Below are 16,035 nucleotides of genomic sequence, written 5' to 3' on the forward strand. Positions count from 1 at the left end.
AAGAAGCAGTTTTTTATTCTCCGAAACATACGTTTACATTTACGCCTGAATATACAATCATTGAACAGGTAACTTTACCGGATGCTTACCAGCTACAGGCATACCATTCACCGGTAGAAGATATCATACAACCTCCCCAATAATTAACGTTAATGCCGCTGCTTACAGATAGCTGTAAGTATTTCTTTACGATCATTAAGTTAATTTTCAAATGAACATTATTCAAAAGTGGTGTTTGCTGCTGTTTACAATGGCTGCAGGCACAACAACTGTATTTGCACAGGAAGATACGCTTGCAACACCAATCGTGTGTTTATCCTGTGTCTGTAAAAAAGATGTAACACCGGCAGCTGTTATGATCAGCCACCTGCACGCAAGAGGGGAGTGGATGTTTTCATACCGTTACATGAATATGGATGCCAGAGGTATTCAGCAAAACGGTACTGCTGTTTCAAACGATCAGGTGTACAATCAATACCTGATGTCGTCGGATAAGATGCGGATGGATATGCATATGCTGATGGCCATGTATGGATTAGGTAGAAAGATCACACTGATGGGAATGGCAGAATACAACCGTTCCAGCATGAATATGAATGCGCCGGAAGGTTCCATGCATATGCATCCGGGTATGGATATGTCAGCAGGCATGGAACATGAAATGAAAACTTCCGGCTTCGGCGACGTATCGCTGACGGCTTTATACGGACTTGTATATATGCCGTATCATCTGGTAATTGTTTCCGGCGGACTATCCATTCCGACAGGTTCTATTCAGACCAAAGGCGGCCGCGGCAGTATGTATCCGGATCAGCGCTACCCCTATATGATGCAGCGCGGTTCAGGTACCTGGGATGTTTTGCCTGGTATAACTTATACATACCAGAAAGGTAAATCCATGGCAAGCTCTCAGCTGTATTCAACCATCCGCACCGGATATAATTCTGTAGGCTATAAACTGGGAAACAAAATTTCATTCAACAGCTGGTTTGCATACCGCTGGTTTAACTGGATGAGTACTTCACTACGGGTTGAAGCAACTGCTGCAGGTAGTATCAAAGGGTCTGATCCGGATTTATATATCTATACTGAACCTGCTGCAAACCCGGTTAATTATGGTGGACAGGCGGTCTTCGGATATGCAGGCATTAATTTTTATTTCCTGAACAGAAATAAAATTGCCGTGGAAGGCGGACTGCCGCTTTACCAAAACCTGAATGGTATTCAATCAACACTTTATACAAACATTAATTTTAATTATTCCATCTTATTATAAAATGTATATGAAACACCTGAGTATCTTAATGCTTGCGCTGCTGGCAGCAGCATGCAAGCCATCAAAAGAAGATCCGTCTTCTCCTGCCAATACTGTTGTTACAGCTCCGCTGAACCTGCATTTGCACACCTACATCGGAGCAACAGAAGTTGACGGCTATGATATCGTCTACAGAACGGTTGATGGAAGAAAACTCTCTTTATCTATGGCACAGGTTTTTCTTTCTGATATTGAGCTGGTGAAATTTGATGGCAGTACGTACGCGGTGAAAGATACCGTTCTTCTGGCGAACCCTGCTGAACAGGTATATAAATTGGGAAATGTGCCGGTTGGTAATTACAGGACAATCCGTTTCAAGGCAGGGTTGCTGCCGGCAGTCAACGCGCAGGTGCCGTCCGGTACGGGCGGTCCGTTGAACAACCAGACTATGTGGTTTACGACACCCGCGCAGACTGAAAATTATATTTTCATGAATTGCTCAGGAAAAATTGATACTACCGTTGCCATGAGTGCTGCAGATGCAGATATGGTTGCTTTTACTTATAAGATCGGCACCGATCCGCAGTTGAAGCAGATCGTAATGCCAAACCAGACTTTTACAGTACAGCCAAATGCAACTGGTTACGTACATATGCTGGCAGATTACTCCATACTGTTTAACGGAGTGGATCTGCTCGATCCTGCCAATTTATCTATAACTACAGCCGCTCAAAATTCATGGCCTGAAACCGGCGCACAATGGCCGATATCGGTTACTGTTGCAGATAATATTGTAAACATGTTCAGATATGAAAACGAATAAAGCATGCTTTTGAAGAAAAGCATATCGATATACATATCCATGTTTTTGATTGGTGTATTCGCGCTGCAGATAAGCGTGAATACACTGGTCTATATACAATTCAAAATAAAACAGCAGATTATTTCGGAAGAAATATGTGTTCAGCGTTTTAATAAAGCCAATACCTGTAAAGGCCGTTGTTATTTGAAGAGCCGGCTGAAGAAATGCGATCCTGAAAAATCCTGTCTGCATGAATACCTGAAATTTAAGATTGACCTGTATTGTGTACATGATGCTGAAAAAGTTTCCGTTGCATTTATTTTTCTTTCTATAATATATCCGGCGTACAACAGCCACATGGTTGATGATGTCGCGGTTGATTTTTTTCATCCTCCGGCGTGATGTATAGTTCATACCACTAATACATGACAAAAAAGGATTAAACATCAACTCATAAAACAATGAAAGAATATTTAAATACGGATAGAATTTTAAAAATAACAGCAGTCTTTTTTATGCTGTCTGTTTCCATAAGCAGTTTCGCGCATTTTGGTTCTAAAGGACCTTTTGGCGGAACGGTCACTTGTTCGATCACCGCGGCAGATACTGTTTATATTGGTACTGCAGAAGGTGGGGTATATGAAAGTACAAGTACTGCTCTCGTTGGCTGGCGCCCAAGGCCTGTGGGTTTGAAAAGCGGAAAAATCACAGCGCTCGCGCATACCGGAAAATTTCTCTATGCGGCAACGGCAGACAGCGGCATATTTGTTTTCAATGGATACGATCCGGGCTCAAGCTCCAATCGCTATTGGAATAAAGTTAATACAGGACTTACAGATTTACATGTGACAAGCCTGTTAGCGATTAGTACAACCACTTTGCTGGCAGGAACTTCAAGCGGGATCTTTATAACTACCAATGGAGGTGCTTTGTGGACTGCAGCGAATGGCAGCCTGCATCATCTGCATGTAACGCAGTTTGCGAAAATTCAGAATAAAATATTTATTGCTGCAGAGGATGGCGGTGTGTATGTATTCGATGATACCGGTACGGACTGGGTTGATTTCAACGATACCCATACAGATCATGTAAATGGAACCAATGCATTATCTGCGAATGCTTCAACCGATGAATTGATGGTGCTGAATGAAAACGGACTTTTCCTGACAACGTCTGTTTCTACGACAGCAGCTCCGGTATACACATCGGTTTTTGCAAACCTTCCGTCTGACATTATCATTCAGACAATTTATAATGACGGCACTTCCTGGTATCTGTCAACGGATCAGGGGATATTTGTATCTGCTACCGGCACGATCAGCTGGTCTGCTTTAAATACCGGCCTTCCGGCTGTACAGGTCAATACAGTTATTTCCTTTAAAGGCGGTCTGGTATGCGGTACCGTGAATAAAGGTATTTATAAAGCATCACTTCCGTTTACAGCGTGGACAATCATGAATGTTGGTTTCAATAATTTAAAGACAACAGCCATGCATACCAGCGGTGCGGGTTTTGTTGTTGCTGCAACGGAAAATGGTATATACGTAAGCAATGATATCGCAGCAAATTATGAGGTTTCCAATAACGGACTGATTGATAGCTTGCATGTAAATGATTTAATCATGGGTGAATCGTTCCTGTTTGCGGCCACTCAAAACGGCGGGGTCTATGTTACCCCAGACTCCGGTAAACATTGGTCCGCAGTAACAACAGGTCTTGCTACGTTGAATATTAAAAAGCTGTTTTATGCAGACAATACATTATATGCAATTGACGCAAACAATCAGATCTATCGTTCGTCGCTGGCTTCCATCAGCTGGTCGCCCATGCAGACCGGCTTGCCGGTAAACGCGAAGCCTACCGCTATGGCGTTTTATGGAAATAATATTCTTTTGGGTACGCTCGGACAGGGAATATTTATCCGTACAACAACCGGTTCATCCTGGAATTCATACAACAGCGGCTTATCAGACTGGAACGTTACTTCAGTAACGGTTATGGAAAATAAGATCTATGCCGGCACAGATGGATCCGGTGTTTTTATATCAGATTCGGCTAAGGCAGCTATTCACTGGTCTGCAACAGCTCCAACTTCGATCTGGCATACGACAACGATGCATCTGAATAGTTCAAAAATACAGGCAATGGCAGCGTATGGTGGTTATGTATGGACAAGCTGCGCAGGTGCTTTATTGGCAAGTTCGGATGAAGGTGCAACCTGGATCGAAGGCGGAACACAATTTAACCTGCCAAGCTTTACGGATGTGGTTAAAATTAATTTTGTCACCACAAGAGTATTTGTATCAACGGAAAATAATGGTTTGTATTCAAATGGATTATCAGAATTGCCGCCGGTAGTAACCGGTTTACGCAACTCATCTGTGAATACGGATGCATTGGAGATTTATCCGAACCCGACAGCCGGCAGCTTCACGTTAAATACTTCAAACATTAAAGGCCAAATTGCTCAGGTAACAATTTTTGATCATTCAGGTAATGTTAAAAATCGTTTCAATGGGTTGCAGGAACTTTACACCGTAGATTACACGCAAGGTTTATACGTTGTTCAGGTGAACACGACAGCAGGCGCTGTATATACACAGAAAATGATTATTCAATAAATAATTAATGGCAGCATGCGGCATTGTTTCACATGCTGCCATTAATTTCTATACACTTATGAAATATCTTATTACATTATTTATCAGCGCGTTCATTTTATGTTCCTGTAAAAATGAACAGGCGCATGACACAAAAACATCGCTGGTATCAGGTATAACAGTAGTCAATGAAACCGACCCGGTATGTCATATGGATGTGAAAGAGCATTTGAGTGATACGGCCATGATCGATGGCCAGATTTGGGGCTTTTGCAGCATTGTTTGCAAAGAAAAATATCTCGACTCAAGAAAATAAAATATTTTTTACGCGGGAAAAGCATGCGGATGCATTATCAATAAACCGGTATTGCACCAGTGCCTACGATTGTTTATTTTCAAAAAATGATAAAATCATTATTCACTATTTTATTTATAAATACAATGAACCAACAACCCCTAATAGAAAAAGTATTAACTGCTGAAGAACAGAAACAATTAACACCGGATCAGGTGATCGCCAGTTTAAAGGAAGGGAACAAGCGTTTCTGTTCCGGGACTTTAACAATGCGCGATCACTCAAAACAGATACGCGATGCCGTTAGCGGCCAGTTTCCTAAAGCTGTTGTTTTATCATGTGTGGATTCACGGGTTCCGATTGAGGACGTTTTTGATAAAGGCATAGGAGATATGTTTGTTGCCCGTGTCGCAGGAAATATTGTAAATGAAGATATACTGGGTTCCATGGAATTCAGCTGTAAAGTTTCAGGAGCAAAGCTGGTTCTTGTGATCGGACACGAATACTGCGGTGCAATCAAAGGTGCGATTGATAATGTGCAATTAGGCAATCTTACCGGCTTGCTTAAAAAGATCAGACCTGCGGTTGAGAGGTGCTGTGATTTTCCCGGCGAGCAGACGTCTAAAAATCCACAGTTCGTTGATCTGGTCGTGCGCGAAAATGTTAAAGTGACCGTAAATAACATTCGTAATCAAAGTCCTATTCTAAAAGAAATGGAAGACAAAGGAGAGATTAAGATTATTGGTGCGTACTACGACATGGATAACGGTCAGGTGACGTTCTACGAGTAATTTTAAATAATTATGAATTATGAATTATGAATTATGAATTATGAATTATGAATTATGAATTATGAAATATGAATTATGAATTATGAATTATGAATTGAACTCTATTGAAGCATTCTTATTTTTAATTCAATTCATAATTTATAACTCATAATTCATAATTTAATCCACGCGTACCGTTTTCTGTGTGTGCGGTAGTTCAGATCTTCTTCGTACAAGTATGCTTCTTTTTCGAACACAATATTTTTATACGCCATATTGGTGTCGAATTTAAAGCGGAATAAATTAACCAGATAATTTCCCAGGTAAAGCGGAAAGAATAAAAAAGGAGTCAGCTCCTTGGTTTGTTCGTGGTGGATCAATTCATGATTGATCAATACATCGTTTTGCAGATCTTTTTCATCACGCAGGAAAATCCAGAATACTGCATACTGGGCCCGGAAACCTTTCTGTTCCCCGGTGCCTTTACTGAATAAGCCTGTTACATGTTTCATGTACCGGGGGGCGTGAACAAGCCTCATGCTAATTATGAATTATGAATTATAAATTATGAATGAACTGGCAAATGGTTGGTGATGCCTGGGTTGTAGTTGTGTTTATTCTAACAAACAAGTTGGTTAAACACCAACCATGGCGGGTTGGGTGCGTTCACAAATTTCATGCAATTTAAATTATGAATGGAAGTCACGTTAAGAATTCATTCATAATTCATTCCGCCGCGGCGGATTATAATTCATAATTATTTAAAGTCCGATCATTACAAATGACCCCCAGTACTTCGCATCCGGATATTCTTTCATCAGATCTTTTTTGGCTTTATTGAAAGCCTCTCTTTTATTGCCCGACTGTATCCAGTTTGTATAGAAGCTTTCCATAAGTTTGATCGTAACTTCATCAGAAACTTTTGACAGACTCATGATGATGGATTTGGCTCCTGCCACAGTAAACGAACGCTGCAGACCGTATACACCTTCACCTATTTTTACTTCACCCAATCCGGTTTCGCAGGCACTTAATACCACCAGCTCCGTTTTGTCAAGCGATAAGTTCATGGCTTCGTACGCTGTAAGAATACCATCTTCTTTATTGATCGAATTGATGTTGTCTGTTGTAAGCAATTCACCACCATTAAACAATAGCACACCAGACATCAGTAAAGGGTTTGTAACATTTTTACCGGCAATCTCTACTTCTGATGCGGCCGCATCCTGCCAGAAAAAGCCGTGGGTTGAAATGTGCAGCACATTCGGGTTTTTAATACTCTTAACAGTATCTTCTGTTGCCGCAGAGCCAATGAACATCTGTGTTTTCCAGTTGCTGGCAGTGAGCAGTGTATTGATCTTCTTCACTTCTGTTTCTGATCCCGGTAGTTGTTCAAGCGCGGACTCCTCTGCAACAGCAGGATCTGTGAAATAAGTCGGATTGGCGATCAGATCAATTTCAGGTTTCTGTGTTGTTTCCTGTTTTGCCTGCTTTGTTTGTGCAACTGCGTTTTTATTGATGACATCACGGGACGAACCAATATTGACAATGTTTGCAGAATTGATCAGGTAGTTACCCTGTTCGTTTTTCAGCGTTTCCACATTGATCTGGTTGTATACACCATCACCGGCAAAATAGATTGTTGTATAAGAAGGTTCTATTAATGTTGCAATGGTTTTCCAGTATTGATCGTAAGAAGCATTATCCTCTTTGCTGAACCGGATCATGTTGCGGTAATATTTCAAGTGTTTGGTCTCAAGCTCAGCTCCGTTCTTTTCAATGGCAAAGGTTGGCTCGCCGGACTTGTTTGTTACGGCAATAAAAGCATACCAGATAGTATCGCTGAATGATTTTGTATAATACCTGAATGGAATAGTTTCGATTGCAATTTCATGATCCTGTAAACTCTGCTTCACATTTTTCCAGGTATAAACGCTGGATCTACTTTTACTCTGTTCCACGAAATCCGCAGAAATACCGCTTAACTGTTTTTCCGTTGCTTCCAGGCGGGCTTCAAGAAGTGTGATGTCAATGTTTTCTTCTTTACGTTGAATCGCGTTTAATGAGTAGGCAATCGCCAGGTTATCGCGCAGATCCTGCCAGTCCTGGTACAGACGGATCGCCGTAGTATCGCCGCTTGCATAGATCTTATTTTTGATCTTCAGCTGTGAGTTAAGTAAAATGGATTTCGTCTGTAATTGAATGTTAAGAATCTTGCCGATCATTTCGGGATGTTCCTTGCTGTTTGTAAAGGCAATCGTTTTGTAGAACTCAAAGTCATCTTTGATTTTATCCCAGTAAGCCATCTTGCCGCGCTCACTTAAAAACGGAAATACCTGATCAATGTAAAGCAGGGATTTGTTGGTACATTCTTCAATGCTTTCAATGGCTTTTGATGTATTGCCTAAGATGTAATACATCTGCGCGCAGCTTCCCAGGGCAAATACATAACCCGGATGCGTATCATCAAACATATTTTTGTAATCATCACGGGTTTTTTCAAAGGCAGTGAGTGCCTGCGCATATTTCCCTGAGCGGTAATAAATTCTTCCGGAAAGATTGGTCAGCTGTGCGCTGTGTACATTCGTTTTTCCTGCTTTGCTTTCCCAGATTCTCTTTGCAATGTCAATATTCGACAAGGCTGATGAATACTGGTTGGTCAGGGCAAGGAAGATGGAATAGTTTTCCAGACCTTCGGCATAGAGAATGGAATTATCGCCTTCGGTATTTTTAATAATTTCCAGTGCCTTTAAAAACTGGCTTTCAAGGTCGGCATGTTTTGTTTTATTTTTACGGGTTGTATATATATCTGCCTGGAACGTTGCCAGCGCGGTTTCATGCATTAAGATCCCCGTTTTGATATTCTTCTCGCCATATGTTTTCAGGTAGATCTGCAGTGCTTCTTTCATGTTTGATTCAGCTTTTTCATAATCACCAATGGCGGTATGCAGCTGCTTGTAATAAAGAAGGCTGGTTGCGTACGGAATTGATTTCTCTCCGTAAATATTCTTTGTAATCTGTAATGCACGATTGAAATAATCATCAGCTTCAGCATAATTCCCTACGATCAGGTTTTGCTCGCCCAGGTATTCAAGCGTTGTACAGATACTTTTATGGGTTTCGCCCACACTCTGTACTTTATTCTTCAGGATAGAAGAAAGGATCTTGTTGGCTTTTTGATATTCACCTTTTTTACTGTACAGCAATCCGATCTCTTCAACCATGAATAGATCTTCCGCATCTGAAAGGTAGATTTCTTCAGATGCTTTCTTTGCTTTTGTGAGCAGGGCATCCGCAGCGTCATAATCACCTTCTATTACTTTTAGTTTCAGGAATAGTTCCAGTGTTTCAATGTACCGGCTGGTATATTTCTTTTTATTATTTTTTTCAAAAATACTGATGCTGTTTGTAAGGTAGGTGTTCGCAGCGCCGTAGTCGCCGGTAATGGTTTTCAATTCACCCAGCTGGGCCAGGTAAATGGCGTAGAGGTTGTGCGTATTGCCGAATTCTGTCTCTGCCCGTTTCAGATACGATTGCAGACGGTTTTCTGTCATGCCGAATTCTTCGGTGTATATATATACTTTCGCAAAGGCCAGTGTGTTTAAATAATAATCCGGGTTCTCGATGGAAACCTGTTTTTGAAAATCATTGTCCAGCACATTGGAGAACAATGTTTTCGCCTCCTTGAATTTATCGAGGTTGAAAGAATAGAAGCATGCCTTTGTAAGCAGGATGACCTGATAAGCGGGAGATGTTGTGCCGGTAAGTTTTGCCTGGATGCTAAGCGCTTCATTCATGGTGCTCTCAGCTTCTTCGTATTTCTGCTGCTTGATTAAAACAGGGATCAGGGTTTTCAGATACGAAATGCGCAGGCCGCTGATTTCAGGTAATACCGGTTGCCCGATAAAGCTTTTTAGCATGGTTTCCGCTTCGGGCCAGTTGTGTCCGGCAATCTCATATTCAATATCTGTAAAGCTGTTGTTTAAATAAGCCAGATTGGTTTTGTTGAAATAGCCAATCAGTTTGATTGTAATGTCATTGTTATAATAATCCGCTTCTTCTTTTTTCCCCTGGGCGAGCAAAGATTTTACAAGGCCGGTTTCAATTGTGATCTGTTCCGGAGCATGCGGAAGAAAGAACCGTGAGGAAAGGGCGGATGCAGTTTTAAATTCTTTTTCCGCCAGATGATATTCATCGTTGTCTAAAAAGCAGTAGCCTAATAAAGAATGGTATTTGGCATTGTTCCCTTCGCGGTGGCTGATCAGGCTTTCGTTTTTCTGCAGGTAAGCGATTGCCGAGTCGGTAAGGCCATTGTCCAGATAAGCCTTGCCTTTTAACAGAATCAGGTTGGCAATGAGATTTTCACGCAGACGTTTGTTGTTTGCCGTAAGTTCTGCAACCATAAAACCGCCATTGGCAAGATCAAACAACGTATCTCTGGGAATGCATCCCTGAACGGTCTTTACGTGATTATCAGTTTGCTGAATAACTTTATTGAGGTATCCCTTGCCGGCTAATGAAAGCAACTGATAATACTGAATGCGTGTGCGGTCATAAGGGGGTAATAATACCAGTTCTTTTTTAATCTGCTGGAAAGCAGAATCGATTTCAAGAAACTGTCCGCGGTGTACAAAATAATCTGCGTAGATGCTGAACGCGGAAGCTAAGGCGTAGGTGTTTTCTGTTTTACTGAGGGCAGGTAAATATTGGCGCACGGCTCTTTGTGCTGCCGCCGCATCTGAAGATTTGTCGAGCATCTCAGAGAAATAGGCTAAAAAGCAATTGCTTCGCAAGAGGTTGATCTCACTGCCTTTTTTTTCAAGCGTTGAAATCAGTTTTTTAGAATAAAAAAATCCGCCTTTATAATCACCCTGTTCAGCAAATATTTCAAGCTGAATAAAATCAGGTTCGAAAGTTTCTTTCTGCGCAAAACTTTTAAACAGCAACAATGAGCATACTGCCGTCAGGGCAATGGATTTAAACCTGTTCATGTAAAAAGGAGGTATAGATGATATTAGTTAAAACCATAACGGATTAAAATTTCATTGCTGCCGCCGCTGTTATAATTCATGTTTGAGGAAGGTGCAACACTGAACTCATAACGATAACCCAGAAGAACTTTCGGTGTTACGTTCACGCTTGTATAAAGCCCGAGAACATTTTGGTATACATAACCGATCCCCGCAGTGAATGTCTGGTTGAAGATGGTGCTCAGGTTCACATAATAGTTCAGCGGCCTGCCGGCATAGTAGCGGACCATTACGTGCGGCTGAATAGCAATGAAATCGGTCACGTTGAACTTGATACCGGAAATAAAAAAGATATTCCGTTTCACCAGCGATTTGTCTGTGGTTTTATCGGTGTATAGTTTATTCGGGTCAATCAGGATCAGGTCCGGGATAGACAAGCCTGCATAAAACGTTTGTTTCTTATAGTATACACCCGCGCCAAACGTACTGATGATGCCTTTGGTAGCATTGGAATTAAAGAACGGATCGTTGTCGTCCCATTTGAATGCTTTGTTCACACCAAAATCAATCTGGGAAATACCGCCTTTCAAACCAAACTGCAGGGAGGATTCACGGCCTGTTTTGATCTGGTAACTGGCATTGGCAGAGAAGGTGATCTGACTGAAATCACCAATGGCATGTCTGCCAACCACCAGGCCGCCGCCCACATTCTTTCCAAGCGGCGCTTCAACTGTGATCAGCTGTGTGTTGGGCGTTTTAGGGAATTTATTCGATTGTGCCCGGTATACACCTGTAGCTCTGAGCTGCGTGCCGCTGCCCGCATACGCAGGATTGTAGTACAGAAGCACATTCTGGAACTGACCTATATTCGGATAGATCTGGGCATGTGCAGATAAAGCAAAAATACAGGAAATCAGTAAAAGTATCTTTTTCATACGAAGTGGTAAAAGTCAATATATAATCTAGTCGGAATGTATTTTAAATATTCAGGGCCATGGTTTCAGGGGTTACAGCAAGTATTCGTGTCGCCGTACTGTAGCGTTTTTTCTGTAAACGTTCATAAAGCAAAGATATGTTTATTTGCTTTATGAACGATGGATAACATCATGAAAATAGCGCATCCGTAACGGGGTGATATTATAACCGGGGCACTCACAAATGTAATCCAGTTTTAATGACAGTACAAACATCTTATATTAAATAAATCAGCGTACCACCTGGATGTACTGCATCAGTTCGCGGCCATCGTTCTCTTTGTACACATAGTAGTAGACACCGGCTTCCACAGGTTTGCCTTTTTTATTGATCCCCGTCCAGTCGTTCTGGTAGTTGGTGGTTTCGAATACAATGTTTCCGGCCTCATCCATGATGGTGAGTGAATTGCTGGTAAGATTCGCATAGGCGATCACCAGGCCGTCGTTGAAACCATCGCTGTTGGGAGTCATGATTTCGTTTGCCTTCAGCGGCGGCGTTACAGTAAGCGGCACTACTTTGATCAGCACATAACCGGCCTCTGATTTCACACCTGCGGAATCGGTTACGGTATAGCCAAGCTTACCCTCACCAATGAAGCCGGAGAAAGGCTTGATCTGCAGGTTGCCGTTTAAATCGATCAGGAAGTTGCCCATTGTCAGAGAATAATATTTATTCTGGATACCGTTGTTCTCCATGTCAATATCTGTTTGTGCAGGATCGATGGCGCGTGTTACGCCCAGGTCATTCTCCAGGATATTGATGATGGTATCCTGTCCAACGGAAATCACCACCGTGTCGGTAGAAACGATTGGCTTCTGTACCGCAGCATAAACAGTAATCGTAAAGGTTCTGGAAACAGCCGCATAGTTCAGAGTCGCCGGAATCCGGATCTCCACATCCACGGTACCTGTCTGCGTGCCCGGAATGATGGTGCCGTCCGGTTTGATTTCAGCAATGTCTGTATTGTTCAGCTGTACAAATTCAATGGTAGATTTATCGGCGTCCGAGTTGGTAAAATATTTCAGCGCAGTGGTATCTCCTCCGGCAATGACACCGCTGGTCGCCAGCAATACTTTGGTATCCTTGTTCGGCGAAACCTTGATGAATGTTTCGATGGAGACACCTTTGTATTTTGCTGTAGGATCCTGTTTAACAATTACCGGTATGGAATCTTTAGAAGCGGCGCAGGTGATGGTTACATAGCCTTTCGGCCCGATGGTTACGCAACCGGCATTCGGGTCTTGAGTATTTTTTAAGCTATAAGTGATTGTGCCGGTGCTTTGCGTGATCGGCTGGATAAAGAACGGCTGGTCGCCTACGTTTTTATACATCGGGAACACGATCAGGTTGGGATCGGCCAGGTCATCCACAATAAAGGTGTATTGCGCGGAGCCCGGGCATTGGCCGGTTTCCGTAGACGTGATCAGGAAGGTTCCTTTGTAGGGAGTCTTTGGCGAACCCTGGAAAGTATTGCCGGAGAAAGAAAATTCCGAAGGCGAAGGCAGGGGATCTTTGATCTGCACAATTTTGAATGTCGGATTGGTACCGCTGCTGGTTTTAAAGACCTGGGAATATGGACCGCTGTTTATAATGGTTCTCGGCAAAGAGCTAGGCGTGATTACCTGCGGAGCATTAACGGTAATTGTTTTGCTTGCTGTTACCGGACAGCCCATGAATGTTTGTCCGGTAATGGTGAACGTAAGGTTGCTGGCCGCGGTTGTTGTATTAACCGGGTTCAGGCTTGTGGTTAGAGTCCCGTCGGCCGGGTTGCTCAGGCCATAGTTATTGCTCCATTTAAAAGGGGAGCTGCTATTGAATGTGCCGTTGGTCATGGAAGCCGTGAAGCTTACATTGGCACCCGAACAGATTGTATTTACAGAGCTCGTGACTGCAGCGGCATAGCTGTATACATTAATGGCCACGCTGCTGGTTTTGGCACAAAGGGTGTTTGGGTTGGTCACGGTAAGGTTGTACGTGTAGATGGTAGTTTTCTCAGCAGGGAACTGTCCTGCCGAGCCGGTGCCGGTGATCAGGGTTTTATCTGAAGGCGTTACCTTGGTTGAATCAAGTGTAGGTGATACAATGTCTGTAGTGGATGACCACTGGTATTTATAAGCTGAGCCTGTGCGCTTACCGCTGGCATCAACAGACAGCAAGATTGAAAAATCATTTTGACAGAGATAAGGAAATTTTGCGAAGGCCGTAGCATCGGGGAGTGGGTTGGTGAGTACGGTTAAGGGTTGTGGTTGTATTGCAAAGGAGCATTTCCCGCTGCGGCCCTGGAAATAGATCGTATTTTTGGAAGCAGACAGGTACTTGGGATCAATCTGAGCCGGGCTGCCGGTTGCAAGTAAAGTCGTTCCGCTTGCATCTGCATACCAGCTGACGGTACCTTCATTAATGTCCGCTGTTACTGTCGCTGCATTGCCCTGGCAGGGCGTAGTAGCAGATTGGGCATCAATGGTTACAGTGGATGATTTCAGGTATACTGAAATCGTATTTTTATTTGGTTCTGAAAGAACGAGGTCTGCCTGTCCATCCTGATCAACATCACCGGCCGCAAGGCTTGTCTTGCCTTTGAATCCCGTAGCGATATATTGTTTTCCAAATTGCAAATCTCCGGAACCATCGTTTATGTAGAATGCCAGCGTGTTTTCACCGGTTTTGGCATTCACAAAAATAGCTGCAAGATCTGGTTTGCCGTCACTATTGTAATCAGAGCCTGCCATGGATAATGGCGTACCGGAAAACGCCTGGTCGGACTGTCTCCTGCCGTTTTTTTCGCTATACGTACCTATCACACCGTCGAAACCAAGTACAATATCTGTTGCGCCATCCTGGTCATAATCTCCGGTGACGATCGGATTGGTTGAAACACTGGATATAGCAGTAGAAGAGGTGAAATTATCTTTTCCTGAGTAATAAAAGCCTGCACCTTTTTCAGCGGTTATGATATCCTTGTAGGTATCCAGGTTCACATCCCCGATGTCTATAGCTGTTACTGCACTTGTCGTTACGGCAACATCTGCTGTGGAATAATCAAATCCGGATAAGGTGGATTTTCTTAAAATCGAAATCCCTTCATTCGCATTGGCATTGCCGGTAATGATGTCCGGAATGTTGTCTGCGTTCAGATCGTTGATGGCAATATATCTCGGAATCACAATATTTTTGATGCCGACGGTAATGCTGGCTGGTTTGCTGAAAGTTGTACGGGTAGCACCGGGAATAATCGTGATCGCATTTCCGGAAGTGTATCCGATAACGATGTCCATAAAGCCATCGATGTTGAGGTCACCTACGGCAAGAGAAGTTGGTATGGCGCTTAAGCTTGTTTGGTAGGAAAGTTCAAAAACAGGAGTAGAAGTTGTTGATTTGTTTGTGAAAATTGATAATGCGTTGCTTGATTTTAAATCTGAACTTAATACCAGCAGATCTTCTTTGCCATCAGCGTCCATATCTGCCAGTTCAATAAAGACCGGTGCATTCGATGCTGTAGCAACTGTTACGGGTGCGTCAAAGGTTGGATTTTTAAAGGCACAGGGTGAACCCTTTTGTACCAGAAAGAACTGTTCGCTGATGGCGGTACCCGATGGTGAAACCTCAACCGTGATGCGGTCATAAGAAGCGCCCACGGGTACGGTTACAGACAAGGCTGTAGAACTCTGGCTTACAACCGTTGCCGGAATGGTACCAAAGTAAACAGCAGTAGGCAGCGTTTTGTAGGCCAGTCCGCTGCCGCTGATCGTGATGGTTGAGCCAACCGTGCCTGCAGTAGGTTTGATGTCGGTTATGACCTGGGCTTTTACAAAAGCCGGCAGGATTAATAATAGGAATATGCTGAATAATTTATCCGGCAAAATTCTTTTATGGGATATATTCATATTCGTGCGAATAAAAAAGGTGCAATCTGTTGTATTAAAAAGAGTTACTAAAAGATATTAATAGGGTAAATCCAGATAAAAGTAACTCTTTTCAGGCAGAAAAAATAGCGTTCAGGAATCAATAAAATTGCGGTTTTATGCCTGCATAATATTGATTTGGTCCGAATGAGGGTTTCTGAAGGGGAAATGGAGGCTGTTGAACAATTTCCTACTAGACCGTCACATAAATGTGCAGTCCGCCGCGGCGGAAAGCTGAGCAGCTCTTTTAATAAGAACTGTTCGCTTTCATTGCCGTTGTGCTTTAGCCAACGGTTTTAGATTAATAACAAATGCGCCGGATAATATGTGCGACCCCGCTGGGGTCGGAGTAGGATTGCATATGTTTTGCTATAAAGCTGTGACCCCGCTGGGGTCATTTCTAATCAGGAGCGCAGGTGAGCATTATGTTATTTTAGCTACGAAGAAAATACCTAATGAATTTATT

At 42.8% G+C, this 16,035-nt stretch carries 10 protein-coding genes; 6 read left to right on the forward strand and 4 right to left on the reverse strand.

Annotation, left to right across the window (positions count from 1 at the left end; translation table 11 throughout):
- Nucleotides 1–211: 211 nt before the first annotated feature.
- From ACTHJT_RS16915 to ACTHJT_RS16940, 6 genes are all read left to right on the forward strand, one after another.
- Nucleotides 212–1,276, forward strand: coding sequence for a transporter (locus tag ACTHJT_RS16915; protein WP_440240388.1), 1,065 nt, complete (start codon nt 212–214; stop codon nt 1,274–1,276).
- A gap of 7 nt (nt 1,277–1,283) precedes the next feature.
- The gene (locus ACTHJT_RS16920) at nt 1,284–2,078 is read left to right on the forward strand and encodes an MbnP family protein (RefSeq protein ID WP_440240390.1); all 795 of its coding nucleotides are present in this window, start codon (nt 1,284–1,286) and stop codon (nt 2,076–2,078) included.
- A 3-nt stretch (nt 2,079–2,081) separates the two neighbouring features.
- Nucleotides 2,082–2,459, forward strand: a complete 378-nt coding sequence (locus tag ACTHJT_RS16925; protein ID WP_440240392.1) for a hypothetical protein — start codon at nt 2,082–2,084, stop codon at nt 2,457–2,459.
- A gap of 59 nt (nt 2,460–2,518) precedes the next feature.
- Nucleotides 2,519–4,678, forward strand: coding sequence for a T9SS type A sorting domain-containing protein (locus tag ACTHJT_RS16930; protein ID WP_440240394.1), 2,160 nt, complete (start codon nt 2,519–2,521; stop codon nt 4,676–4,678).
- 58 nt (nt 4,679–4,736) lie between these two features.
- Complete coding sequence (locus ACTHJT_RS16935; RefSeq protein WP_440240396.1) at nt 4,737–4,973, forward strand: hypothetical protein; 237 nt, start codon at nt 4,737–4,739, stop codon at nt 4,971–4,973.
- Between the two features lie 125 nt (nt 4,974–5,098).
- Nucleotides 5,099–5,743: a carbonic anhydrase family protein gene (locus ACTHJT_RS16940; RefSeq protein WP_440240398.1), complete on the forward strand. Its 645-nt coding sequence runs from the start codon at nt 5,099–5,101 to the stop codon at nt 5,741–5,743.
- Nucleotides 5,744–5,895: 152 nt separating this feature from the next.
- Here ACTHJT_RS16940 and ACTHJT_RS16945 read toward each other — a convergent pair whose 3' ends face one another.
- The 4 genes from ACTHJT_RS16945 to ACTHJT_RS16960 form a co-directional block, all read right to left on the reverse strand.
- Nucleotides 5,896–6,234, reverse strand: coding sequence for a hypothetical protein (locus ACTHJT_RS16945; protein ID WP_440240400.1), 339 nt, complete (start codon nt 6,232–6,234; stop codon nt 5,896–5,898).
- 249 nt (nt 6,235–6,483) lie between these two features.
- Nucleotides 6,484–10,713, reverse strand: a complete 4,230-nt coding sequence (locus tag ACTHJT_RS16950; protein ID WP_440240402.1) for a CHAT domain-containing protein — start codon at nt 10,711–10,713, stop codon at nt 6,484–6,486.
- Nucleotides 10,714–10,736: 23 nt separating this feature from the next.
- Nucleotides 10,737–11,627, reverse strand: coding sequence for a PorP/SprF family type IX secretion system membrane protein (locus ACTHJT_RS16955; protein ID WP_440240404.1), 891 nt, complete (start codon nt 11,625–11,627; stop codon nt 10,737–10,739).
- Between the two features lie 270 nt (nt 11,628–11,897).
- Entirely contained in the window at nt 11,898–15,551 is a 3,654-nt protein-coding gene (locus ACTHJT_RS16960) for an FG-GAP-like repeat-containing protein (protein ID WP_440240406.1), read from the reverse strand.
- Nucleotides 15,552–16,035: the final 484 nt, after the last annotated feature.

Source organism: Cytophaga sp., from assembly GCF_051961495.1.
Classification (GTDB): domain Bacteria; phylum Bacteroidota; class Bacteroidia; order Cytophagales; family Cytophagaceae; genus Cytophaga.

What these genes read in the sequence shown, in the direction of transcription:
- ACTHJT_RS16915 (WP_440240388.1), top strand. Translation starts at nt 212, where the DNA reads ATGAACATTATTCAAAAGTGGTGTTTGCTGCTGTTTACAATGGCTGCA.
- ACTHJT_RS16920 (WP_440240390.1), top strand. Translation starts at nt 1,284, where the DNA reads ATGAAACACCTGAGTATCTTAATGCTTGCGCTGCTGGCAGCAGCATGC.
- ACTHJT_RS16925 (WP_440240392.1), top strand. Translation starts at nt 2,082, where the DNA reads ATGCTTTTGAAGAAAAGCATATCGATATACATATCCATGTTTTTGATT.
- ACTHJT_RS16930 (WP_440240394.1), top strand. Translation starts at nt 2,519, where the DNA reads ATGAAAGAATATTTAAATACGGATAGAATTTTAAAAATAACAGCAGTC.
- ACTHJT_RS16935 (WP_440240396.1), top strand. Translation starts at nt 4,737, where the DNA reads ATGAAATATCTTATTACATTATTTATCAGCGCGTTCATTTTATGTTCC.
- ACTHJT_RS16940 (WP_440240398.1), top strand. Translation starts at nt 5,099, where the DNA reads ATGAACCAACAACCCCTAATAGAAAAAGTATTAACTGCTGAAGAACAG.
- ACTHJT_RS16945 (WP_440240400.1), bottom strand. Translation starts at nt 6,234, where the DNA reads ATGAAACATGTAACAGGCTTATTCAGTAAAGGCACCGGGGAACAGAAA.
- ACTHJT_RS16950 (WP_440240402.1), bottom strand. Translation starts at nt 10,713, where the DNA reads ATGAACAGGTTTAAATCCATTGCCCTGACGGCAGTATGCTCATTGTTG.
- ACTHJT_RS16955 (WP_440240404.1), bottom strand. Translation starts at nt 11,627, where the DNA reads ATGAAAAAGATACTTTTACTGATTTCCTGTATTTTTGCTTTATCTGCA.
- ACTHJT_RS16960 (WP_440240406.1), bottom strand. Translation starts at nt 15,551, where the DNA reads ATGAATATATCCCATAAAAGAATTTTGCCGGATAAATTATTCAGCATA.